The 24,857-nt window shown below is 38.6% G+C and carries 21 protein-coding genes and 1 tRNA gene; 6 read left to right on the top strand and 16 right to left on the bottom strand.

Going from position 1 to position 24,857, the window contains the following annotated elements:
- Window positions 1-13: 13 nt before the first annotated feature.
- The gene (locus JZ787_RS06830; RefSeq protein ID WP_346311994.1) at window positions 14-652 is read right to left on the bottom strand and encodes a hypothetical protein; all 639 of its coding nucleotides are present in this window, start codon (window positions 650-652) and stop codon (window positions 14-16) included.
- A 110-nt stretch (window positions 653-762) separates the two neighbouring features.
- On the opposite strand from JZ787_RS06830, the gene JZ787_RS06825 reads away from it, so the two are divergent.
- Both JZ787_RS06825 and aqpZ read left to right on the top strand, forming a co-directional pair.
- Window positions 763-1,764, top strand: a complete 1,002-nt coding sequence (locus tag JZ787_RS06825; protein ID WP_168158695.1) for an AraC family transcriptional regulator — start codon at window positions 763-765, stop codon at window positions 1,762-1,764.
- A gap of 131 nt (window positions 1,765-1,895) precedes the next feature.
- Window positions 1,896-2,582: an aquaporin Z gene (gene aqpZ, locus JZ787_RS06820; protein WP_087011827.1), complete on the top strand. Its 687-nt coding sequence runs from the start codon at window positions 1,896-1,898 to the stop codon at window positions 2,580-2,582.
- 83 nt (window positions 2,583-2,665) lie between these two features.
- On the opposite strand, the gene JZ787_RS06815 is transcribed toward aqpZ, so the two are convergent.
- A complete protein-coding gene (locus JZ787_RS06815) occupies window positions 2,666-2,911 on the bottom strand; it encodes a hypothetical protein (protein ID WP_005006328.1) in 246 nt (81 codons plus the stop codon).
- Window positions 2,912-2,986: 75 nt separating this feature from the next.
- Entirely contained in the window at window positions 2,987-4,075 is a 1,089-nt protein-coding gene (locus JZ787_RS06810; RefSeq protein WP_346312068.1) for a DNA/RNA non-specific endonuclease, read from the bottom strand.
- A gap of 257 nt (window positions 4,076-4,332) precedes the next feature.
- Here JZ787_RS06810 and JZ787_RS06805 point away from each other — a divergent pair, with 257 nt between their 5' ends.
- A complete protein-coding gene (locus tag JZ787_RS06805; RefSeq protein WP_346311993.1) occupies window positions 4,333-4,941 on the top strand; it encodes a hypothetical protein in 609 nt (202 codons plus the stop codon).
- 63 nt (window positions 4,942-5,004) lie between these two features.
- On the opposite strand, the gene JZ787_RS06800 is transcribed toward JZ787_RS06805, so the two are convergent.
- Window positions 5,005-6,882 (bottom strand): potassium transporter Kup, encoded by a 1,878-nt coding sequence (locus JZ787_RS06800; RefSeq protein WP_339422047.1) that lies wholly within the window; start codon window positions 6,880-6,882, stop codon window positions 5,005-5,007.
- A 121-nt stretch (window positions 6,883-7,003) separates the two neighbouring features.
- Here JZ787_RS06800 and JZ787_RS06795 point away from each other — a divergent pair.
- Together JZ787_RS06795 and JZ787_RS06790 are read left to right on the top strand one after the other, a co-directional pair.
- Window positions 7,004-7,094 (top strand) — tRNA-Ser (locus tag JZ787_RS06795).
- A gap of 180 nt (window positions 7,095-7,274) precedes the next feature.
- Complete coding sequence (locus JZ787_RS06790) at window positions 7,275-8,438, top strand: integrase arm-type DNA-binding domain-containing protein (protein WP_346311992.1); 1,164 nt, start codon at window positions 7,275-7,277, stop codon at window positions 8,436-8,438.
- Between the two features lie 109 nt (window positions 8,439-8,547).
- On the opposite strand, the gene JZ787_RS06785 is transcribed toward JZ787_RS06790, so the two are convergent.
- From JZ787_RS06785 to JZ787_RS06750, 8 genes are all read right to left on the bottom strand, one after another.
- Window positions 8,548-9,009, bottom strand: coding sequence for a hypothetical protein (locus tag JZ787_RS06785; protein WP_346311991.1), 462 nt, complete (start codon window positions 9,007-9,009; stop codon window positions 8,548-8,550).
- A gap of 2 nt (window positions 9,010-9,011) precedes the next feature.
- Complete coding sequence (locus tag JZ787_RS06780) at window positions 9,012-9,893, bottom strand: DUF6731 family protein (RefSeq protein ID WP_346311990.1); 882 nt, start codon at window positions 9,891-9,893, stop codon at window positions 9,012-9,014.
- Window positions 9,894-9,990: 97 nt separating this feature from the next.
- Window positions 9,991-10,869 carry an HNH endonuclease signature motif containing protein gene (locus tag JZ787_RS06775; protein WP_346311989.1) on the bottom strand — a complete coding sequence of 293 codons (879 nt, stop codon included), beginning with the start codon at window positions 10,867-10,869 and terminating at the stop codon, window positions 9,991-9,993.
- Window positions 10,869-12,473 carry an AAA family ATPase gene (locus tag JZ787_RS06770; protein WP_346311988.1) on the bottom strand — a complete coding sequence of 535 codons (1,605 nt, stop codon included), beginning with the start codon at window positions 12,471-12,473 and terminating at the stop codon, window positions 10,869-10,871. Before JZ787_RS06770 ends, JZ787_RS06775 begins: the two co-directional genes overlap by 1 nt.
- Before the next feature lies 1 nt (window position 12,474).
- Window positions 12,475-15,537 (bottom strand): HsdR family type I site-specific deoxyribonuclease, encoded by a 3,063-nt coding sequence (locus JZ787_RS06765; protein WP_346311987.1) that lies wholly within the window; start codon window positions 15,535-15,537, stop codon window positions 12,475-12,477.
- A 23-nt stretch (window positions 15,538-15,560) separates the two neighbouring features.
- A complete protein-coding gene (locus JZ787_RS06760) occupies window positions 15,561-16,655 on the bottom strand; it encodes a restriction endonuclease subunit S (protein ID WP_346311986.1) in 1,095 nt (364 codons plus the stop codon).
- A complete protein-coding gene (locus JZ787_RS06755; RefSeq protein WP_346311985.1) occupies window positions 16,652-18,139 on the bottom strand; it encodes a class I SAM-dependent DNA methyltransferase in 1,488 nt (495 codons plus the stop codon). The genes JZ787_RS06760 and JZ787_RS06755 overlap by 4 nt, the downstream gene beginning before the upstream one ends.
- 5 nt (window positions 18,140-18,144) lie before the next feature.
- Window positions 18,145-19,734, bottom strand: coding sequence for a class I SAM-dependent DNA methyltransferase (locus tag JZ787_RS06750; RefSeq protein WP_346311984.1), 1,590 nt, complete (start codon window positions 19,732-19,734; stop codon window positions 18,145-18,147).
- Between the two features lie 186 nt (window positions 19,735-19,920).
- On the opposite strand from JZ787_RS06750, the gene JZ787_RS06745 reads away from it, so the two are divergent.
- Window positions 19,921-21,831, top strand: coding sequence for a hypothetical protein (locus JZ787_RS06745; RefSeq protein WP_346311983.1), 1,911 nt, complete (start codon window positions 19,921-19,923; stop codon window positions 21,829-21,831).
- Window positions 21,832-21,835: 4 nt separating this feature from the next.
- Here JZ787_RS06745 and JZ787_RS06740 read toward each other — a convergent pair whose 3' ends face one another.
- From JZ787_RS06740 to JZ787_RS06725, 4 genes are all read right to left on the bottom strand, one after another.
- Window positions 21,836-22,849, bottom strand: coding sequence for an HNH endonuclease signature motif containing protein (locus JZ787_RS06740; RefSeq protein WP_346311982.1), 1,014 nt, complete (start codon window positions 22,847-22,849; stop codon window positions 21,836-21,838).
- 7 nt (window positions 22,850-22,856) lie between these two features.
- Window positions 22,857-23,441, bottom strand: a complete 585-nt coding sequence (locus JZ787_RS06735; RefSeq protein WP_346311981.1) for a class I SAM-dependent methyltransferase — start codon at window positions 23,439-23,441, stop codon at window positions 22,857-22,859.
- A 74-nt stretch (window positions 23,442-23,515) separates the two neighbouring features.
- A complete protein-coding gene (locus JZ787_RS06730) occupies window positions 23,516-23,743 on the bottom strand; it encodes an AlpA family phage regulatory protein (protein WP_279702017.1) in 228 nt (75 codons plus the stop codon).
- Between the two features lie 96 nt (window positions 23,744-23,839).
- Window positions 23,840-24,772, bottom strand: coding sequence for a hydrolase or metal-binding protein (locus JZ787_RS06725; RefSeq protein WP_346311980.1), 933 nt, complete (start codon window positions 24,770-24,772; stop codon window positions 23,840-23,842).
- Window positions 24,773-24,857 lie beyond the last annotated feature (85 nt).

Raw genomic sequence — 24,857 nt, 5'->3', positions numbered from 1 at the left:
ATACCCTATTCCGTTATCCTGCAACCGTTTCAGTCGTCTGCGCTGAGTTCAGTGGAATCGCTTCAGGTGCCTTAACCCATTTTGCAGGGAAGACCTGATTGACCCACTGGGTGAGCTTATTCGACACCGCTTGGGGTAAAGCAATACCTAGCGGATTTTGCTCTTGCAAATCCAGCGAGGAAATGACCCGCGTTCCTAAAATATAATCAAACCACGGCTTGGTCACACACCAGTTGGCATCCTGATTGGAGTTCATATGATGATCATAATGCCAAGGAATCTTACGCATTGCCCAGTCTGGCTCTAAGTGCGCACGGCGGTGGATATAATAATAATTTCCTGCACTGTACAACACAGACAAAGTCATGCCTTTGGAAACAGGATAAAATAAGGTCCCAAACACACCCGCCACGACAGCAAGTGACACGATTTCATTTTTAGTGCGCCAATTGCTCCAACCTTCAACATAACCATGATCGTGAAACGTGGTTTTCCGTACTTCTCGGTGATGCTCCCAATGCGATTTCATGCTGTCAGGCACGGGGCTATAGCGTGGCTTTCCAGCACGGTGTGTTCCATGCAAAATATATTTATGTGCAACCCACTCAAACGCATTGGCAACCACCAGTCCTGCGACAAAACCCTTCCACATGGCAAATTCCTCCTATATTCAGATTGAATATAATGTGGAAACTATGCTAAATATTGACCCTAGTATTCAAATTCATTGACAAATTACGACAAGAACAATAGAGCCAATAAATGCAACATTTCAAAGATTACACAGGTTCTGTCTACGGTGGACTGGGACATTTACTCTATGCCTATTGCCAAGCCGTGGGCTACCCAATTTCTGAACAGCTTGGAAAAGCACAGAACTTAGAACGTTTTGATTATGCCCTGTGGTTAGAGTTACTGAATGATCTTGACAGCCACCTGCACATCCCTGCGCTCGGACTTGAGATTGCAAAGTATGTACAGCCCAAGCATTTAGGCATTTTGGGTTATATTGCGCTGTCCTGCGAAAATTTAGGCGAGGCGCTCACCCGTTATCATGACTTTCACCGTCTCATTTATGATGGCAGCTCTCTATATGTTGCAGTTGAAGGTGAAAATCTATGCTTTGGTTGGGTGGAGATGCCAATTGAACTGACCACACAACTCAGCAATGAAGTGGCAATGGCGCTGATCATTCAGTTTATGAAGCACTTTGTCGCCCATGATGACATCCAGCTCAGCGAGGTTCATTTTACTCACTCTGCACCGAAAAACACGGCCCTGTATGAGCAGTACTTTAATTGTAAAGTTCGCTTCTCTCAAAGCCGGCCGATGATGATGATTCCCCTCAGCGAATTATCCATGCCCTTTCAGCAAGGTGATCAAACTCTGCAAAAACTGCTCTTACAACAAGCCGAAGCCTTACTGGAAAAACTTCCCAACTCTACTCACATCGACCAGCGCTTACAGCATGCGATTTTAACGGGCCTACAAAAAAACCAATATCAAATTGAACATATTGCTCGGCAACTGAATTTTTCAGTCCGACAGCTACAACGTTACTTACAACAACAAGGCACGACCTACCAACAGCGGATGCAAGAAGTCCGACGTATCTTGGCGGAGCAATACTTAAAAGATCCACACCTCAGCTTACAGGAAATTGCACTGTTGCTGAGTTACTCTGAACAAAGTGCTTTTCAACGTGCCTTTAAACACTGGACCCAAGTCACACCTCAGCAGTGGCGTATTCAGCATTTTCACTAAAATCTGATCTGTTTGATCCACGTCATCAGGATGTCATGCTTTTTTTGTTAAATTGATTGAAAAACGAGCATTTTCTCGTTAAATATAAAGTTCTACGCGAATAAAACATCAATAACTACAAAAGGCGCATTATGAATAAATATCTTGCTGAATTCATCGGAACGTTTTGGTTGGTCTTCGGAGGCTGTGGCAGTGCCATTTTTGCAGCAGCTTTTCCTGAGTTGGGCATCGGCTTTCTTGGCGTTGCGCTTGCCTTTGGTTTAACCGTTTTAACGGGTGCCTTTGCACTTGGACATATCTCTGGCGGTCACTTTAACCCTGCGGTCAGTGTCGGCTTATGGGTCGGTGGACGCTTTGATACCAAAGATCTGATCCCTTATGTGGTCTCCCAAGTGGTCGGAGCAGTTTTAGCCGCTTGGGTGTTATACCTGATTGTCCAAGGACAAGCGGGTTTTGCTGGTACAGGAGGCTTTGCGACCAATGGTTATGCCGAACTGTCACCAGGAAAATACTCCTTAATCTCCGCTTTAATGATTGAAATTGTACTGACCGCAATGTTCTTGATCGTAATTATGGGTGCCACAGATAAACGTGCGCCTGCTGGTTTCGCACCGATTGCGATTGGTTTAGCCCTAACCTTGATTCACCTGATCAGTATTCCTGTGACCAACACCTCGGTTAACCCTGCACGAAGTACAGGTGTTGCAATATTTGCTGAAACAGCCGCGTTAAGTCAACTCTGGTTGTTCTGGGTTGCTCCGATTGTCGGTGCCATTATCGGCGCTATTATTTATAAAATTTTAGAAAAAGAGGATTAATTTTTTCTCTATCCATTAAATAAAAAAGCCCACAATCTGTGGGCTTTTCTTATTGTTCCACATGGAACATAGATAGGCGTATGTTATAAAAATGGATTGTCAATTTCACCCGACTGCGGATGTTCAATTTTCTCAGGAAGCTGAGCTTCACTTTCAAGCTGTTGCACAATGGCATTCAGATACGCCTGCAATGCTTTGGCCGCAGCTAAACCGGCTTGGTCTTTGGTGAGTTGTAAATTGCCATAAATACTGACGCAGTCCGTGTCATTTTCAAGGGTCAAATCATGAATGGCATGGGACTCGTTACCTTGTACAAAAGGTTTAAACATTTTATTTTTACTCTTCTTTATTCTTCAAACAGCGGGTGATGTAGTCGAATGCTATACATCCAACTGCCTAGAACTTTAACGTAACAGCTGCAAAATATATTGCAATAAGGCGTCGACCAATTGTTTCACAATCGCATCTTGATCCGCCGCATCAATACCCGTGCCCTTTGTGACTGTGCTACCACTAGTCGACTGAGTAGAGCCCGATTTAAAGTTTTTTTGTAAGGCTTTGAGCTGCTCGGATGAAACCTCTTCTGCACACTGACTTTCCGCATCCCAATGTGAGTATTGAATTGCACTATTGGCTTTTACCGCCGTTGCTGTCAACGGTAGTTTATAGGTATTACGTTTTTGCTCTTCTGTCAGTTGCGGAAATAAATTCACACCCAACTGCTCTTCCAAATAGCAGACACTGACAATTCTTACTTGCTGTGAATTATCATTCGGTGCGTAATAAGCGCCGATTGCACCCGTTTTTGGCATATAGACAGCTTTGTAAACCGCACTCGGAACAATCACTCCCTGACCAATGGTCTTGAGCTTTTTGCCCTGAAATACAGGCCCAGTTACCACAAAAACATCCAGCTTTTGCTTGGTCACAAGCGCCCGTGTGGCTTCTTCCAATTCACGCCACACTTGCTGATTATTTTTAGGGGCCTGTGGCACCATATTGGCCAAAGAAAAACTGTCGAATTGTGCGGCTTTGTTGGGCATATCAGCATTCGGTGCCATATGTCCACGGTCATAGCCTGAACCACGGTAGTCCGACAATGTCGCTCGATGTTCGGTTGCAACATTATTTTCTTCATGAAAACTATCTTCACGTGGAATTTTTTGGCTCAGGCGCTGCGGCGTCAGGGCCTCTGCAACCCAGAGAGGTGTTTTCGAAACGCCCGAATACATCACATTAAAACCGTTAAAGCACAGTGCATAGCTGTGTTTACTTAAACTTTCTTTGAGTAAATAAGGTGGAATTTCCCGATAAAATTGTTCTAAACAGGCTGAATTTGAGCTTGGGCTTAAAGACACGTATTGCTGAATTTTTTCTTGACCAAAGGCAATCGCAAAACTTCCCGTTGCCACCAATCCTAAAATCACTTTCAGGCCATTTTGATTAAACATGTTAAAGACTGACTTACCTGAACTACTTTTCTTCTTCGCCATCACAACTACAATAAACATCGGTTTTTCACGAGCTTAACAATCAGCGTATACGAAGTATATCGCTCGAGTTCTATTCGCATAACAATTAAACAAAACGCCATATTTAGATGATTTTGCATGTAACAAAATGTCTTTTTTGTAGAGTTTTTCTACGGCAACGTGATGCGATTGCGTATCTTTGATTGCTGTCGCTTCAAAAAATATGCCAAGGTAAAAATGAATCGAACGAAATAATACATGCAATTTACGGAGTTCTTATGCATTCTAAGATTTTAGCTTCTCTTGGTTTAATCGGCACAGTGATAAGTGCTTCTGCCTTCGCCGAGCCCCCTATCCAACCGGGTGACACCTTAGAAAGTCTCTCTCAAGCCAAAGTCACGACTACTGTTAATGGTCAACCGGGTTCTATTCAAGAACTCGTAAGCTCAGGGCAAATTAAATTACTTGATCCAAATGCAGCACCTGTCAGCCCAACGGGCCAAGGTGCACCCAATGACCAAGCAGTGATGCCAACATCACCACAGAGTGAAGCCCCTGTTCAACAGGCCGCACCTGATACCACAGCGCAACAACAAGTCGCTGCGACTCCAACAGAGCAACATCCGCTGGCACCAAATGCAGAACTCTCAGCACAACAAGCTGAAGCGGCGTTAAATGATGCTGTCACACCCACGACAAATACAGACATGAATGCTGCCCCAGCTGCTGCACCGCAATTAGATTCATCAGCAGAGGCACCTGTCAATGCGGTTGAGCCTGATTCACTGCCATCACCAAATGCTCCTGCTCAAGCACTTCCTGATGCTTCAGCAGAACAGCCTGTCCAAGCGATGCCTGAAGCACCTGTAAATGATCCAATGAACTAAGACTTCAGCTGATTTATCCTCCAAAAAAAACCAGCATATATGCTGGTTTTTTTTATTGAGGTTTTAAATCTCGATCTGACTACCGAGCTCAACCACACGGTTAGGTGGAATCTGATAGAAGTCACTCACAGGACTGGTATTCCGTTGCATTGAGATAAAGAGCTTTTCACGCCACGGCGCCATACCATCACCCACGGTACTGATAATTCGTTCACGCGATACAAAGAAGCTGATCTGCATTAAGTTATATTCCAAATCAATCGCTTGATACACCGCTTCAAGTGCTTGTGGAATGTTCATTTCATCTTTAAAGCCATAGTACAATTCAAGACGATAAAAATGCTGATTCATGGTTTCAACATGGAAGCGATTGGACTCTTCCACATAAGGAACATCTTGAATTTTAACGGTGAGAATGATGTTCTTTTGATGCAGTACTTTATTGTGCTTCATATTGTGCAACATCGCATGTGGCACAACGGTTGGCGTTCCTGTTAAAAAGACCGCCTCGCCTTCAACCCAATTGGCTTGATCACCAATACTTTGTACAAATAAATCGAGTGGCAATGTATCTTGCTGAAGCTTGGCAAAGGTTAACTCGCGACCTTGTTTCCATGTCATTAATAACATGAATGCAATACCGCCAATCAGCAATGGAACCCAACCGCCCGATAATACTTTAAGTGAGGTCGCACTCACCAAGACCAAATCTAAAACAAGGAATGGAATAATCAGCAGCACCAATTTTGGCATGCTCCATTTCCATGTATAACGAATAAATACCGCAATCAATAAGGTATCGCACAACATGGTCATGGTGACCGCTAGACCATAGGCATGCGAAAGCTGTGAGCTGGTTTGGAAGATTAAAATTAAGACAATAATCGATGCCAACAATATCCAGTTCAGTAAAGGTACATAAATCTGCCCCTGTTCCGAATCTGAAGTATGCTTCACATTTAAACGTGGTAAATAACCCAATTGAATGGCCTGACGCGCTAAAGAGAAAACCCCCGAAATTACGGCCTGTGAAGCAATAACGGCGGCCATAGTGGCCAAGAAGATCATTGGGTACAAGCCCCACTCTGGCACCAACAGGTAAAATGGATTTTCAATCGCAGTCGGATCACGCAAGAGCAATGCACCTTGTCCTGCATAATTGAGCAGTAAACACGGCAAAACCACAATAAACCAAGCCAAACGAATCGGCACAGGACCAAAATGTCCCATATCTGCGTACAGGGCTTCGCCACCTGTGACGGTCAACACTACCGCACCCATAATGAAAAAGGCCATTAAAGGGTTGGTCACGATAAACTGAAATGCCCAATGTGGGCTCAGCATGCCCAAAACCAAAGGCGTTTGAATAATACTCGAAATCCCAAGAATACCGAGAGAGAAGAACCACAACAAGGTCAGTGGGCCAAAGAACTTACCAACAAAGGCTGTCCCATACTTTTGCATGACAAATACAGCAGTGACGATGCTAATCGCAATCGGCACAATATAAGGGTCAAGTGCATCGGTTGCGATGGATAAGCCTTCTACGGCAGACAAGACTGAAATGGCTGGGGTGATGATCCCATCCCCAAAAAATAGTGAAGCCCCAATAAAGCCAATCGAAATTAACAGTAATTTTTTCCGATGGCTAAAATTGGTATTGCGCAAATTGAGTGCAAGCAAAGCCATAATCCCGCCTTCACCATTGTTATCTGCACGCATGACAATTGCAGAATATTTAATGGTAATGACCATAGTCATGGTCCAGAAGATAATGGACAAAATACCCAATACGTTTGCAGGGGTGATGCCCAAGCCATGTGCAGCGTGGAAGGATTCTTTCAATGCATAGAGTGGACTGGTTCCAATATCCCCGAACACGACCCCTAATGCTGCCAAGGTCATCGCAGGCAAGGCGGCTTTTTTTGCAGTACTTTGCATAAGCTTGTCTTCAATTATCGACACTATTTTTGCGAATCATATCATTGAGCTAAAACTTTTGCTCGAATTCAATTGTTTCACCTTGTCGATGGCTATGTTTTTCGATATTATCCTCCGCCATGGTGAAGTGTCCGAGTGGCTGAAGGAGCACGCCTGGAAAGTGTGTAAACGTTTATAGCGTTTCGAGGGTTCGAATCCCTCTTTCACCGCCAAATTCAATTCTTATGAAATCTCATAAGGTCTAGAAAAGCTTAAATCTAAAGGGTTTAAGCTTTTTTTACGTCTCATACAATCTACTTAATCTATTGCAAGCTTGATGTAGTTGGGGGTATAACTGGGGGTATAATATTTTACCCCTAAAATTATACCCCCAATTCTGTGGATTTATTGCCATGCTTACAGATGCTCAAGTCAGAAAAATAAAACCTTTAGAAAAGAAAACTAAATACTCTGATGAAAAAGGCATGTATCTAGAAGTCACTCCTTCTGGAGGAATGCATTGGCGAATGAAGTTTCGTTTGAATGGTAAAGAAAATATCTTCAGTATTGGTACATACCCTCAAACTACGCTTGCACAGGCTCGCCGTGCTAGAGATGAAGCACGATTAAAGCTTAAAGACGGAATCAATCCCAATGAAGAGAAAAAGCAGAAGAAGCAACAAGCTGATGAAAGCATTCTTTTCAAAGCGCTTGCTATGGAATGGATAGAGGATCGTAAGGCTGTTATTAAAGAAGGTACATATTTACGTGACCTATCTGTATTTGAAAAAGACCTTTTTCCTGCGTTAGGACATATGCCTATTGATCAGATTAAAGGGAAAGATGTCCTTGCTTGCGCTAAGCAAATTGAAGCACGTGGTGCTCAGGAGATGGCTAAACGATCTATTCCTTTAGCTGGACGTATTTTCCGTTATGCGATACGTAAAGGTCTAATTGAGAATGATCCAACCCCTCACCTTCAAGAAGCTCTCAAGCCTCGTAAAGTGAAGCACATGGCTCGCTTAGATATTTCCGAGTTTCCCCCTTTCTTAGAAAGGATGGATCATTATCACGGTAATATTCTGGTTAAAACTGCCTTACAAGTAATGACTTTAACTTTTGTAAGAACTGCTGAGCTCATTAACATGGAGTGGAATGAGATTGATTTTGAGAATCAGTTATGGAGAATTCCTGCATATAAAATGAAAATGGCTTTACCACATATTGTTCCTTTATCAAAACAAGCTATTGAACTCATTCAAGCGCTACAGCCACTTACAGGTAACAAACAATTTGTTTTTTATAATCACAGCACTGCCAAACCATTAAGTAATAATGCTCTTTTAAGCGCTATTCGTACTATGGGTTATACAGGTAAAATGACAGGTCATGGTTTCCGCGGACTTGCATCAACAACATTACATGAGCAAGGCTATATGCATGATGCTATTGAAATACAGCTAGCGCATACTGTTGGTAATGCTGTATCTCAAGCATATAACCATGCGCAGCACCTCGAATATAGAATAAAAATGATGCAGGAATGGGCTAATTTTATTGACGGGTTAAGAAAGTAAGCAAATATAAAGAATTGTTTAGAACTGGAAGTAGAGTTTCAATTTGAATTATTTTTTAAATACTTACTAGGCCAGGTTAGTAATTTTAAATTATTTAAGCCTTGCAAAATTATTCATGTACTTTCTTCATAATATTATAAGAGATATTTGCGGCACGGAGAAAAGTCATTCCAGCATAAGCAATACTTCCCAGCCATATACAAAAATAATATTCAAAGTTACTTTTTAAAAAGAAAAAGCCCGTAAACGAAATCATAGAAAAAAGTATAGAACCCTTGATAGAACTAATTAGATAGCTATGTAATTCATTAATATAACCAGAATCTTTCAATTTTTCTAAAATATCAGTATTACTTAGTGTCATAAATAAACCCATAATGACACCAATAAACCCAGCCCAAATTGCTCCTAAACTAATGCCAACAGATAAAAACTCAGCTTTCTTATCTGTAAAACATGATGTTAAAGATAAATCATATTTTAAATATACGGCCATACAAATAGTAAAGGCAGCTAATGCTAATACTATAGGGCCATATCTTTCACGATTTAAACCAGAGAATATGCTCATTATTAAGAACCTAAGAGTATTTTCTTCCATCCATTGTACGCTTTTTCAAGATGTTCGTATCGCACGGCCTCAGACCATCTTTTATTAGAACTTAAAGGTACATTTTTAAAGACTTTTTTCTCTCGATCTTTAATTAAATCAACAGTTTCAGGAGTATCACTACCATCATCAAAACCTGTTGCCCTGACAGTAGAGGCAATACCATCTCTTGCAATCATTTTTAGAAATTTTTTAATACCATTTTTAATTAAACCATCTTCAGGCTTTGCTGAGATTTTTAAATAGACACTTTTGGGGTTTAATTTTCCAACAGTGTCTATAGCCTGAGCCAATGTTTTTCCTTCTTGCCTCATTGCGGAGGTCATTTGATTGGGATGAATTTTAATTTCCAACTCTGTTAATATATCTTTATTATCCAACCGTGCTTCAGCATCTGGTTTTAATTTCACTAAAAATTCATATTGTTTTGGGGTTTCATTCACATCTTGAATATAGATATTTAAATACTCATTAATTGCACTTACTCTTGGACCGTGATGAGCATATTGAATTAAAATATATTCGCTTTGAGGGATGTATAAAACTGCTGTTTCTTCTGCAAAGTCATGACCTTCGTCTAATTCAATATCTTTAATTTGATCATCTTTACTTCGCTGCCCAGGAGCAACATTTAATATTCTGCTAAAATTAAGAAGCCAATATGGCTTATCCTCTGTAGGCTGGTTGATTTTATCAAGTCTTATACTAACTTGCTTGATCAGTCTTGAACGCGTTTCTAGGGAATCTCTTTCAATAACCTTGAAAACTTCCTCTAACGGTTGTTTATGTTCAAATTTATTTACTTTATATAATTCAATAGTAAGTGATGGATTATATTTAGCCATGTTCTACCCTAAAAATTTTAAATTATTGGTTATTAAGAGAATATAGCAGATTCTTTAAAAATTTATGCTTCTAATACTAGGTTAAATCAACTAATAATTATATAATTTCAACAATTTTCTTTTGGTTTAAATATTTAATCAATCCATCGCACATCCCTACCTCCCAATAGTTTACAAAAGGTGCATCATCAATATCAGGCTGAATTACCTCACTAATAATTTCCTGAATACTAATACCTTGGTCCATTTCTCGCTTAATTGATCTTAGTTTAGATCGCAATGATGCCGTAGCCTGTTTAGCATACCTACTCGATAAATTGAAATCATTAAAATATTTATCAGCTCTTTTCTTATCAACTTCACTCCAATCATCTGGAGCATTGACGTAATATTGGAATTCGCCAGGCTCATCGAAACTTGAACCTGAAATGTAATTTGCTGTTATCCACTGCTCTTCAAAAAATATTGGTTTGTCCAGATATGGATGTATCGTTTGCTCTTCATCAGTTTTTGCATATCCAACTTTCTTTTCCCCCATATTACAATCTCGACAAGATGGTACAAGGTTTGAAGGATATATACTAAATTGAGGAAATTCTGCTTTAGGTAAAAAATGATCTAGAGTGGCCGGATCCCCAATACCGCCACAAAAAGGACAATCACCTTTCGCAGACGCTAATATTGCATCGTAGATTACTCTTACTTTTTTAGCTTTAGGCACAAAATATTGCGTATATAATTTCTCATAATCATCTTTAGTACTTCTAATGCATATTGCATCATGAAATCTGATTAATGGCAGATAAGTATAAATTATCCCCTGATTAACCCCAGCATCATATAAATTTGCGTCTAAAAGTAGATTTCCCTTATTAGCTTTAATTCTCGATTTTATATTTTGAGTATCCGCGATTCCTTCAATACATAAATCAATTACATCATTATAGTTGTGATCCGGCTTAGTTAATCTTTTCATTATTGATCACCTCTATCCCTTTCAGTAATCATTACTTTTAGTAAGGCTCGGCCTTCAAAACCAATCTGATTATCAAATTCCGTAATAATTTCTTGATAGCTCTTTCCTTCATCGATAGCCTCTTGAAGTAAACTATGAAATCCTGAAGTTGTAACTTCCAGTCCAAAAACTTCGGTAGTTAAATCACTTACACTTTCACCAAACGTTTCTATTTTTGGTAAATCAATCTGCATACTTTTACCATGTCTAAATAATTTCCAAACACAAGCTCGCGGAACTTCTTGAAGAACTACCGGAGAATGAGTTGCAATTAGTGCTATAGCATTTCTAGATTTTAAAAGATCAGATAAAGCTCGTATAAATGCCGACAATAAAGGTGGATGTAAATGGCTTTCTGGCTCATCCAATAACACTAGAGAACGCTCATCAACTTTTTCAATCAGTCTTGTGATTGTCATAAATACGACTGAATGTCCCGAGCTCATACGTTTTAAAATACTTAAAACATGGTCTTCATATTCTTGTTTCATTCGTTGTTTTTTTTCTACATATTCAACAGAATCAGACCTGTCATTAATACGGTAACTCTGTGCTAGATCTTGATAAAATTCCTTTAAATTTCCTAAATTCATTTCAGCAAAATTTTTATCTGATGATAGTTTTTGAATAACTGTCATCCATCTTTCAGCTTTATCTTGATGTGCAAAGCAATTCATCAGAGATCGAATGCATTCGATTCTCAATTCTTTAAAACCCAATAGCTGTTCATCATCACCTGGTTTTTTTAGACCTAAATAAAAATAACACGTTCCTTTTGCAGGATCAGACTGCTCAGCTGGAGGCATAAATGGGTCAAATGCGCTAAAAGATACCGAAATTAATGAGCTAAAATAATCTTTATCATTCGAATTATATCTATGATCTAGAGGCTCTATTCGGCATCGTTGATTATTTTCAGAGTCTCTAATAGATGAAATAATATCATTTAATACTGTGGTTTTACCCACGCCATTACGACCTATAAGTGCATGAATATTTGTTGGAGGTTTCGTATCGACTCCCACATCAAAATATAATTCAATTCCACTCATCCTCTCATTTTCATCACGAATGAAATGAAATTGGAACGGGGTAGGTTCATTGTTTCCATCTAAGATACTTTTAAATTTCCCTCTAATTGAAGCTATGTATACGTCTCTTAATAACGAAGTTCCAAAAACTTTCTCATCTTCAATTATTGGAATCAGTTCTGGGGAAGCAACCAAGTCATTTATGCCTTTTAAGTAACTTGTTCTTGTTTCTTTAGGCATGCTACTCAACTTTTTATAGTATTCAGTACTTTGTCCTAGAGAGAAATAGTCTTCTGAAAGCTCCAGAAAATGATTATCAATTTTTTGAGACGTTGCATTAGCACTTCCTTCATCTTGCCCCTTATAAGCAATTTTCACATCCCCAAGTTCATAGCCTATTCCATTTTTATCAAATACTTTTACTTGGAATAATGTGAAGTATGAATAATCATTCCAATTATCTATTTTAAGATAAGCAGTATTTCTACCTTCTGTAGGCAACCATGTACTACGATTTAAAACTTTGAATTCCATCTCAGTAATGCTCTTTTATATACCCATAAGCCTTATCAAAAAGCTCTTTATCTTTCCCTAAACCAAACTTATTCAACGTAATGATCAATGCTTTTTGCACTTCACGTGGACCACTCACTGAAGTCTGCCAGCCATCAAATCGTGTGACTTTAACAATTTCATCAATCTGCTCAACAATCTGACGAATGATATCTGGAGTTTTTTCTGGACGAGTCTCAATAAATAGCTTTGTTAATGCTTCTTTATTATCTAATTCAGTAATAGGTACTTCCCCTGTTTCACGCTCAGCCTGAACCGTTTCTTTGGCTGTTTCAAGCAAGCCTTTCAACCAGTCAATTGCTTTAATTACACCTGCTTCATAGTCTTGGCGCAATTTTTCTAAACGCTCACCAAGTTTCACAAAACGTGGATCATCATGACCACGTAAGCGGCCAAGCAAATTGATTTCAAGCTGTCTTGCTTTACGCTCTTGCTCTTTTTCAGTAAACGTAAAGATTGCATGTTCATCCATGGTCAGCGAGCTAATATCATCACGAATACGGTTTACATCTGTATTTTCATGAATCATCTGTATCACTTGTGGTCCAAGTGCTGCCCAGATTAATGAGCCCGTACCAGTTGCAGGACGAAAACTTTCATAAATCTGCGCAAGCCATTTGAAATCTTGTCGATGTGGATTTAAAAAGTTATCTGGGTAAATTGCCGTCCACAGTTTATTCACTACACCAAAGGCACGAGCAAAGTTATCTCGTTTTTCATTGTTAGGTAGACATTCCTGTGCAGCCATAATGCCTTCAAAACCCTCTAATGTCCGATCTACTCCTGGAAAAAAATCTAGACATTTTTGCAAAGCAGGTTGGAATAACTCTTTAAAGCTCTCAATCGCTTCAACCACCTTATCAATATCTTCAGGATCATAAGCAAGCGCCGTACGTAAATTTTCAAATACACCAAGATAATCAACAATTAAACCCATTTCTTTTTTAAATCCGTCTTTTTCATATAGACGGTTGGTTCGGCACATTGCCTGAAGTAAAGTATGATCTCGAAGAGGTTTATCTAAATACATGCAATAGCAGATTGGCGCATCGAAACCTGTAAGCAATTTCGCCGTCACAATAATAATTTGTAAAGGGTTTTCTGAATCTTTATATCCCTCTAAAATATCTTTTTGCGTTTGACTATCAGCATCAATTTTTTGCCAACGTTCGAAATCATCTTTTTCAATTGATAACTTGAGCTCTTCTTTCCAACGGCGCCAGTCTTTATTAAGCTTTCCGTTCTTATTTCCATCAGTCACTTCAATTGGGGCACGGTCTACATTCATAATGACTTCAATACTATCTTTACCGAGCTTCTCTTTCAGTAAGTAGTACATTTGCACACACGCATCACGATCATAGACCACGACCATCGCTTTAAGCTTTTTTGGTCTGACATGTGCGTTAAAGTGCTCAACTATATCTTCACTAATACGTGCCATGCGTTTAGGTGCTTTAAGCATAAGTGCTAATTTACCCGCACGGCGTGAAAGTTGTGCTTTTTGTTCTTCACTTAAATCATTTTCTTTGGCTAATTTCTCAAACTCAGCATCTATCGTTTCACGATCTACACGGAGCTCAGCCAAGCGAGGTTCAAACTTTACAGGATTAGTTGCAGCGTCACGGATAGACTGTTTATAGCTATATTTATTCATATAGCGACCTTCATCCTCTTCTGCACCGAAGAGCTTGAAGGTATTCTTTTCTAATCCTGAAATTGGTGTACCTGTTAAACCAAAGAAGAACGCATTTGGTAAAGCCCAACGCATTTTCTCACCCAGTGAGCCTTCCTGAGTACGGTGTGCTTCATCCACAAGCACAATGATATTACTTCGGTCATTTAAGCCTTTGGCATTGTCTTGTTCAATCTCAACATCTTGGAATTTAAAGATGGTGGTAATGAGAATGCCACGACTGTCCTGTTCAATATGCTGACCAAGCTTTTTACAGCTTTGTACAGGTACTAGATTTTTAATATCTGCACCACCAAAGGTGTCATTGATTTGACCATCTAAGTCTTTACGGTCTACTACCACCAATACAGTCGGATTCTTAAGCTTTGCATCTGCACGTAGCATTTGCGCTGCGTACAGCATAAGTAATGATTTACCTGAACCTTGGAAATGCCAAATCAAGCCTTTCTTTGGATAGCCTGCTTTTACACGGTCTACAATTTGTGAAGCTGCTTCAAACTGTGGGTAACGTGGCAGAATTTTAATTTTTGTCGGTGCTAAGTTCTTACCAATTTTTACCGAAGAATATAGCGTGAATGATTGCAGTAGCTTTAACAATGTATTTGGATTGAGTAAGCCTGCTGCACTTTCGAGTACAGATGCCATTCCTGGTAAAATTTCATCTCGTTGTTCGGTTTTATGCCATGGGCCCCAATCTTTTAAGCGTGCGTTGATTGCGCCGTAGGCAAATGTTTTCCCTTCTGAAGCAAAGCACAGTAAGTTAGGTACAAAAAAAGGAGCAACATTATTCCAATAATTTTTTGTTCCACCACAGAAATCAGCAGCGCCGTCTTCCCAGCTTATTGCTGGACGGGTTGCAGTCTTCACTTCCCCCACAACCAAGGGTATGCCATTCACATACAGGACAATATCAAAGTATGCTTCTGTCGTAGCAATGAAATGTACCTGTCTAGAAATGACATAATGGTTATTTTCAAGATTATTATAGTCAATCATATGAATGGTGACATGCTCACCATTCTCACCAAAAGGTAATGATTTTTCAGCTTTGAGCCATTCATAAAAGCTTTCATTGGCTTTGACTAAACCAGTGTGTTTCGCCTCTATAAACACTGCACGTAGTTTATAGATGACTTCGTCTGCATAGTCTGGATTGGCTTGGATCGCAGGGTTGAGTTTCATTAACGCCTGCTTGAGCCAAGGATCAACCAATACATCCTGCGTATGCTTGGGAATGGTCCCCCCCGATACGAACTCCCACTTTACCCCATCTAAATTTTGCAGTTTTTGGACAATTGCTTCTTCTGGTCCATTTGCTTCATTAAACAATGCAATATACCCTCTAGATAAATTTAAATGTTTTTTAGTATGTTCAAAACATTTATAATTTTATTTAATGACATAGTTTCTACTGCTTCAATTTTTTCAAGAAGATTAACAATAACATCTTGAACAAATTTATCAGGTACTGAAATGTCAATTTTTTCCAATGTAGTTCTAGACAATGAAGGCACCCCAGAACCTTCATTCAATGATCGAAGATCAACACCTTCTAGAACAAAGAAAAGCCACTTTAAATTTAATATTTCACTTTTTTTACTTAAACAGTAGAAAGTTGTATCAATTGGCCAGCATGCACCTTTAAAATAAATTGGTTTATCAATCGTACCTTTCCGACCTAACAAGATGAGCTCATCTGAATCAACTAAATACTCATCAGAATAACCAACAACACCACTTGATCCTAAAATAGGATATTCACCATTATCTTTTTTAATGCCTAATGGCGATTTCCCATAATTAATACTAATAAGATCTTTCAGCTTTTTATTACTTATACTAAACTCTTCACAACTAAATTTTTCATAATCACCAATTAGACATTTATGAACGATGTTGTTTTTGAGATTGTAAATTGAAGCTATTAGATCATCATGCGCTTTATCAATTTTCTCATAAGACTCGTATAAATCCAGAATACTTTTTTGAGCATCAATTGACTTAAGTGAAACTATAAAATCACTTAATAATGAAAATTTAGTACGTGGTGATAAGGAACCTGATGATGTCTGTACTGCATGTTCCCAGAATCTATCGTTATGAATAATTAATAAAATTATTATATTATCAACAACATTATCCTTTTTATCGACAACAATAATATCCCCACTACAGATACCATCAAATTCGGCAATAGCGGCCTTTTTAAGATAAGGACGGCGTTTACCAATTAGGATATGTCCTTTTTTAAACACACGCGTAAATGTCGGATTATCTTCAGCAATCAATCCCCAACGTTTAATTTTTAAAGATCCTGAATCCAAATGCTCTAAGCCAATATATTTATCGTAGCCATCAGCAATCGGATCTTTCGTCGTTAATTTCACTTCACGACAAATATCACCAAACTTTACTTCTTGATATTCCATATTCACATCAGTACTCATACATCTTGCTCCACTGACTGAACATCTAAACTTTTTAAATCTTTCATCAAATCTGCGACTAAATTTTTTAACTGTTTACGGTTATCTACCCAATCATCCAAAAGCTGATCCATAGATAGCGTTTCTTGCTCTTTCTTCAACGAGATATAGAGCGGAATAGACAAGTTATGATTGTTCTGACGAACTTCATCTAAGTCCACCAAACGCGCAATGGCACTCTCTTCTGGCTTTAAATAAGCATCAACCAAAACGGCCAAATCTTTTTCAGAAAGACGGCTATGTGCACGCTCACGAGTCACATGCTCTACACCATTAATAAACAAAATCTTGTTCTGACGTTCCGCAGGCTTTTTCGCCCGTAACACTACAATACAAGACTCCATTGGCGAGTTATAGAATAGGTTTGGACCTAAACCAATCACTGCATCAATAATGTCTGACTCAATCACTTGCTTACGAATTTCAAACTCAGAATCACGGAACAGCACCCCGTGCGGCCATAACATAGCGCCACGACCTGTTTCTGGGTTTAAACTCTTAATAATGTGCGTATAGAAACCATAATCGGCACAGCCTTGTGGCGGTATGCCATACATGTTGCGATGAAAGGGATCTGATGAGAATTTCTTGCGATCCCATTTTTTAATCGAATATGGCGGGTTAGCCAAAATCACATCAAACTGCTTAAGCTGATCATTTTCAATGAACTTTGGCTCACCTAAAGTATCACCACGGCGTATATCAAACTCTTCAATGTCATGTAAAAACATGTTCATACGTGCAATAGCAGAGGTTAGTAAATTCACCTCTTGACCATAGAGCTTCACGCTACGCCATTCTTCGCCGTTCTCACGCAAATCCATCACAGCATTGAGCAACATCCCACCAGTACCACAGGTTGGATCGTAAGCTGTTTCGCCTGGTTTTAACTCCATGATACGTGTCATAAAGTGTACGACAGTACGGTTGGTATAAAATTCCGCCGCTGTATGGCCAGAGTCATCGGCAAATTTCTTAATCAGGTATTCATAGGCTTGACCAAGATCATCTTGCTTGACCTTATGTAAGCCTAAATCAATCTTACTAAAGTGCCCAATCAGGTCTTTCAGTAAATGATCTGGTAGACGCTCTTTATTGGTCCATTGCGCATCACCAAATACCCCCGCTAGGCGTCCATTTCGTGCTTCAATAGTACGTAATGCTGTTTGAATCGCCTTCCCAACATCTTCAGAGGTTTCTTTGACTCTTTGCCAACTTGCTTCAACAGGAATTTGAAACCGATGGAAATATTCCGCATCAAATAAATCATCTGTACCCATTTCCGCTCGTGCATCTGCCAGTTCATCATCATAAACATCTGATAGACGTTTAAAGAATAATAATGGGAAGACATACTGTTTATAGTCTGAAGCATCAATTTGCCCACGTAAGAACTCAGCAGCACCCCATAGCAGATCTTCTAATTTTGCGTTTTCACTTGCCATCTGACTTAACCTACATCCTTAATTTTAAAGCCTTGGGCTTTTAATAACACTTCTAACTCTTGTTCAGCTTTTTCTAACTCAGTCATTTTTGCAGTAAAGTCACTTAAAGCCTGCTCCAATGTCATGGTTTCTTGCACTAAAGGTTTTTGAACATAACGCGCAATATTTAAGTTGAATTCATTCTCTTCAATTTCAGCAAATGGCACCCACCGAGATTGGCCTATTATCTCTTGGTTTTCTTCTTTGGCTTTAATATAAAGATCATAAATCTCGTCAGATTGCTCATTGCTCAGCGTATTCTGCGCACGGCCTTTAGTAAAAATCTCTTCCGCATTAATAAATAGCACGGGTGCATTGAGCTCAGTTCCATTTTTTTGCTGAGTTGGCTTTCTATCTTTACTAAGTACAAGAATACAAGCAGCAATACCTGTTCCATAAAACAAGTTTTGTGCAACACCAATTACTGCTTCAAGCTGATTAGATAAAAGAAGCTGTTTACGAATTTCTAACTCTGAACCACCACGGAAAAGTACGCCGTGGGGTAATACAACCGCCATACGGCCTTTTTCTTTAACTGAAGCCAACATATGCTGAATCCAAGCAAAGTCGCCGTTGGTTTTTGGTGCTAAGAATGATTTACGCACAAGCTTGGTTTCTAATGACTGTTCCGGCATTGGATCAGACTCTTCAACCATATAAACATTACGTGCGTATGGATCAGACGACCACTTGTTATATCCCCACTCTTTTAAACTAAATGGAGGATTGGCAATCACGCAGTCAAACTGTTCAAGCTGATCATTTTGCAGGAATTTAGGTTCAAGTAAGGTATCACCACGTACAATTTGAAATTCTTCTTGTCCATGTAGGAACAAGTTCATACGAGCAATCGCTTCAGTCGTTAGGTTTTTTTCCTGGCCTTTTAGCTTGAGTGAACGTGGATCACCGCCATTTTCTGTTACATGGTGAATTGTTTCTAATAGCATACCGCCCGTACCGCAAGCCGGGTCATATACACTTTCGCCAGCTTTTGGATCTAAGATATTCACTAGTAAACGTACAATTGAACGTGGTGTATAGAATTCACCCGCTTTTTTATTGGCCTTATCGGCAAAGCGTTTAATCAAATATTCATACGCACGGCCCATATCATCATTACGGACTTTACTGACACCTAGGTGATATTTATTAAAATGACCTAGTAAAGTAGTAAGAAGCTCATCTGATAAGCGTTCTTTATTAGTCCAACTCGCATCACCAAAAATGCCATATAAGTTTTCATTGGCCTGTTCGATTTTATTAAAGGCTTCTTTTAAATGGTAACCCACATCTTGTGTATGGGCGATCACATCTTCCCAATGACAACCGTCTGGAATATCAATTCGATGGAACATTGGTGCTTTAGCCATTTCAGCATCACCACCAGTTTCTTTAATTGCCTGCTCTAGCTCTTCATCATAAACGTCACAAATACGTTTAAAGAAAAGAATCGGGAAGATATAAGTTTTATAGTCAGACGCATCGATCGGACCTGTGATGATATGTGCTGCTTCCCATAAGTGGATTTCAAGATCTTTCAGGTCTAACAAGGTCATAACTATAAAAACATTAAATTCAAAGACTGTAAGTATAAGTGATCAACTCGCTTTTTTTTTTGATATTTCACAACAAATCAATTTAGCTCAAATATGAAAATAATTTATTAGTTTCTAATTAACTTATCATCGCTTTAGCATAAATAAGATTTTAAAATGGCTTTATAAATTATCAAATTGCCCTTTATGAAAAATTACATTCCATTTGATGCTACGACTTTACCGTTCTCACAACTCTCAAGTGATCAATTTGAACAATATTGCGAATGGTTACTCTGCAAAGATAAAGAATTGACAAATGTGCATCGAATAGAAGGTAATGGATATTACCAAGGTGGACTTGATATATGTGCCAATCTTGTAAAATCCCCTACACAACTAGCCGTATTTGAATGCAAGTGCTGGAAAAAATTATCAATTCAAGAATTAGACAACACGATAAAAAAACTCAAAAAAAATGATTTAATCCCTAATATAAAAAAGTATGTACTTATCCTTGCACAGTCAGAGGTGACAAGAAATATTCGAAAAAAATGGGATGAAATTCATCATGTACTGCATAGCCTAGGAATTGAAGCAGAACTATGGACTGGTGTAACGCTAACAATAAAATCACAACCTTATCCGGATATTGTCAGCAAATTCTTTCCAATGGCGCCAGAAAGCCAGTTTTACAATGAATGGATGCTTAGAACTCACTTTATTGAGACATTACATAAAGCGTTAATTGATCCTGATGAAAATAATCGAGAAGCGGCTAAAGAACTTCTTGATTTCTCTTCATTAAATTATTCAGATTTTGACGAATCCTTTTTTGAGGATGGCAATTGGAAAATTAAAAAAAAGTGGATTGAAATTTCGGCTTTATTACCTACACAAAACCATGTTGGCTCTGCCACTATTACGGTCAAAACGCATGATGCTCATGGGGTAAGTGTTATTCTAGAAAACAAATGGTTGTTAGAAAATTTCTTAGGGAACTCAGGACAACCCATCAGCTCTCGGTATAGACCATTTTATATTGATAACCCATCAAATCAATCTGAAGTTATAGACTTACAAAACTGTCGTTTTAATCTACCAATCGAAGTTGTTCAACAAATTACAGAAGTCGCAGACAATCTTACTATCGCATACCTCAGGGCAATACAAAAAATTGAAGCCATATGGAAAGCTTATAATTTTCCTTTTATTTCATGGAACGGTCGAACATATGTTGCTTTATGTACATTGCCCAAACAAATTTGGGACCTGATGATTAAGTTTACGAACGTTCATGATGTAGATAACGGAAACACTGAATGGCACATATTTTCAGCATCTCGAAATTTCATACAACTATATACTGGTGAGAAATATAAACCTGTAGAAGATGTTTATCACGGTATGTTTTGGGCAGAAAATATTGAAGATATCAACGATAAAGATGAACTTACCTTGTTATGGGAACCACCCCTTAGCAAAATCCCTGTATCCGAAGAACAATGGTGGCCTTGTCAAACTTCTTTTGAATGGATAACTGAGAAACTTATTCCTGAAGCTATTAATTGGAATAAAAAGAAGAACTTTTTTTCCTACTTTAGTTACTCAAGAAAAATCAGAAATTTAAAAGATCTAAAGGACTTTGGTTTCATGAGGGATATTCGTAAATTTGCGTTACTCAAAGATCATTACTATCGAAGTTTAGGTGTATTAAAAACAATCGAGATCTTGCAAGCTTTTTATATTTCCCCCAAAAGTAGCCGTGCCTATTTCACTACGAATGAGATTTCACAACTATATCTTTGTCTGATTTCTTTGGTCGAAAATGCAAAAGGCTATTTTTCTTATATCTCTTCAAAGCTTGATTTTTATAATGAAGAATTCTCAAATTTTGAGGAACTTCTTAATGCGCTTAGAGGTAGAGTAGAAGAAGAGATCTTTTTAATGAATAATCATGAAATTGAAATTATTTTCAGAGCCATGGGTGAATGTATCTATCTTGATGATTCATGGATAGATATCAAATTAAAAGAAGAAATTTACTTAGCCCTTAAACCCTTTTTAGAATTTCATGACCATCAACTACTTATAGATAGATACTCTAAATTTATGTAAATGCTTAGGACTTATTTGTCCACAATAAATACCCATTCTCTTCGGCCTGCCGATAGGCCCAGCTCGCAACACTATGCGATCTTTCCATATCTGTCAGAAATCCAAGCTTTGATACCTGCTCTATAATCAGGTAATTAAAGTTCTTATTTCTTTCTTGCCACTGCAACAAAAACTCTTTTGACGCCAAGAAATCACTTTTAGCTGAATTACACTTGTCATCTGCAAGCACAAAATTATGTCCTGTATCTGCTGGATACATGGCCCACGGTATAAAATGATCTACAGCCCACTTATTGTGTTTAATTGGCTTTTGACAGTAAAAGCATCTACATGCTTGTAGGTCAACTAGGAATTCTCCTACTTGACGAAGTTGATTCCGGTTTGGTTCAAACATGAATTTAGCCAAATCAGGTAAACCATCTAAAACCAATATATTACCTTTATTCAATCTTACAAAATCAACCCATTTTTTCTGGCATAATTCTTCAATAATTTCATTGAATTGACGTAAGCAATACATGACTTTTGGCAAAAGTATAAGTTGTTTTTGAGAATCTTCTAAACGATATAAAAACTCAACATTTTGACCTTTCAAGTTTTGTAGGTATGTGACAGGCATCTTTTTTACGATATCTGCGACTTTCTTTTTCAATTTCAGCCAGTAGACATGATCTCGTCTGGCTAAGGCAAGGGATTTATAACTTTGTTGGGCAGTATGAATTAAGCTAATAATTCCTGCTTGCTTGCCATTATTCTGTTGTAATAGGAATGGTTCATTTTCATTAAAATGAAATGGAAGAGTCTGCTTCCAGTATAAATCTATAAATTTTTCTGCAATATCCATATAGTCTAAAGTTAAGTTTTCTCCAGTATCGTTACCCTGTTCAACCGCCAAGCGGGAAAGGCTCATCAATAAAGCAAATTTATAAGTGGAAGAAAAACTTCCTGAATGTAAAATTTGCTGTATCTGTTTCAGAAACTTAAGTTGCTGCTGTGGTGTAGGTATAGATACTGACATTATTTATTCAATTTTGTTTTTGAAATACGATATTAAGCCAATCTTCATTATGATCGGGACGCTTATCAATGGTAATCCATTGTTGTAACAGTAAAATATTATCAAATTTTTTTAATAAGCTCTGTGCTTGTGATTCATCCATATCTGTAAATTGTCTTCCATCCTTGTAACGGTCTCCCGCACCATATTTAAATGACGTATAGCAGATACCATTAACTTTTAATGCTTTTAGTATTTTTTCCAGTACCTCAGGCAAGCGCTTTCTTTCACAATGTAATAGTGAAGCACATGCCCAAATACCATCATACTGATTCAATTCAGACAATTCATAGAAGTTTTGCTGCCTTACATTAATTCCCGTGAGTTCTCTCACCTTTGTAACGAGTTCTTCTGAATAATCAATCGCTTCGACTTGGTAGCCCAATTTTTTAAAAGCTAGACTATCACGACCCGAACCACAGCCTAGATCCAAAATATTGCCTCCATCAGGCAAGTACCTTACAAACGGCTGATATATTTCTTCCATCTCTACATAAAAAGTTGACGCCACAAATGTGTCTGCATGTTGATTATAATAATCTATTGTTTTCATAGCTGGCTTGTTAACGAATATCTGATTTTATTCTACTAAAAAACAAAAAAATAAGGGAGCATTCGCTCCCATACTTATCGGCTTTGTATCTTACCTTCAATCCATTGATGAACTTCTAAAGCCACCCAACCAATACGCGACTCACTTAAGCGAACTGGCTTTGGAAAAGTTGGGTCATAGTACTTTGAATCTACTTTTATCATTTCATAAATTTTTGCTCGACTAATACTTGTAAATTCAATTACTTCATTAATATTAATAATCTGATTCATCTGAAAAGTTTGACCTGTGAACGCATTCATGATGTTGACTCCTGATCATTGATGCGAGCGTGTATTCGCTCAGATAATAGGTCAGTCCAATAAAATTTTACTGAGTCCAATCTCGTCCAACTCCATCTAATTCACAGCCCTTACATTCTGCTGCAATCCCTTCTGAATATCCTGTACAAAACCCTCCCCCTGATGGAACTTATGCTTTGCTTTAGCTTTTGAGTTAGGCTGTACTTGTTCAGACTCAACAAGTTCATCTGTATAAAACTCTTCAACCAAATCCAGCCCCTCCTCTGAATCCATCTCAAACCGTGCATTGCCATAACCCTGCCTCGCCATCTGATCTAAAGCATGTTGATTAAAGCCAAAAGCTTTGCTTTGTTGATCAATGTCCTTAGCTGTTTGAATGGCTTGTTGAAGGTTGACGCCATCACGTAGGGTTAAATCGACGTAATACACAGGTGTACGGTAGCTTTGAGTGGTGGACTTGCCTCTTAAAGTGAGTTGCAGAGGTAGGCATGAAAGCAAGCCATTCGATGCCGCATGGTAGTAACTCAGTCGTGCCGCCAAGGTTCGTATGCTGTTAAAACCCGTGGTTCTAAAGATGAATGTACCAAGTTCATCCGATTCATCTAAATTGACATGCAGACGCCCATAAGGTTTACAGTTTCCTCCTTGTGCCATTGGGCATAGATCAGGAGATGGACAGGGATGTTGCTCAACCCCTTGATGGGTCAATCGTTGACAGGTTTCCCCATTGCCTACACACATAGGACGTCCTGTCTGACGGTCAAATAGAGTGTACTCAGCCCTCAAGTTAAGCTCTGGATCATTGAAGATCATACGGACTGGGATTGAACGGAGTTTTTGATTGGGTGCTTTGGCTCGAAGCTGTTCATCCAGTGGATGTTTCACCCAACCACTGTCTTTATTTTGGATTTGACTGGTAATGGTGAATTGGTCATCTTTTTCAGGTAGACGTTTACCGTTCTTTTCGACAACCTTGCCAATACTGATTCGCCCTAGAATAGGCGGTGTGATTGCTAGACCTTTAATCATGGTGCTTTCCTCTTCTGTTTAAATGAGTTTCAGTGTTTGTTTAAAATGAAATTGCTATAAAAAATCCCATGCGCTGAGGCATGGG

It is taken from the genome of Acinetobacter sp. BWR-L5 (assembly GCF_039655985.1).
In the GTDB taxonomy this organism is placed as follows: Bacteria; Pseudomonadota; Gammaproteobacteria; order Pseudomonadales; family Moraxellaceae; genus Acinetobacter; species Acinetobacter johnsonii.
The sequence above is the reverse complement of the archived record's forward strand: the minus strand, read 5'-3'. Positions and strand labels throughout refer to the sequence as shown.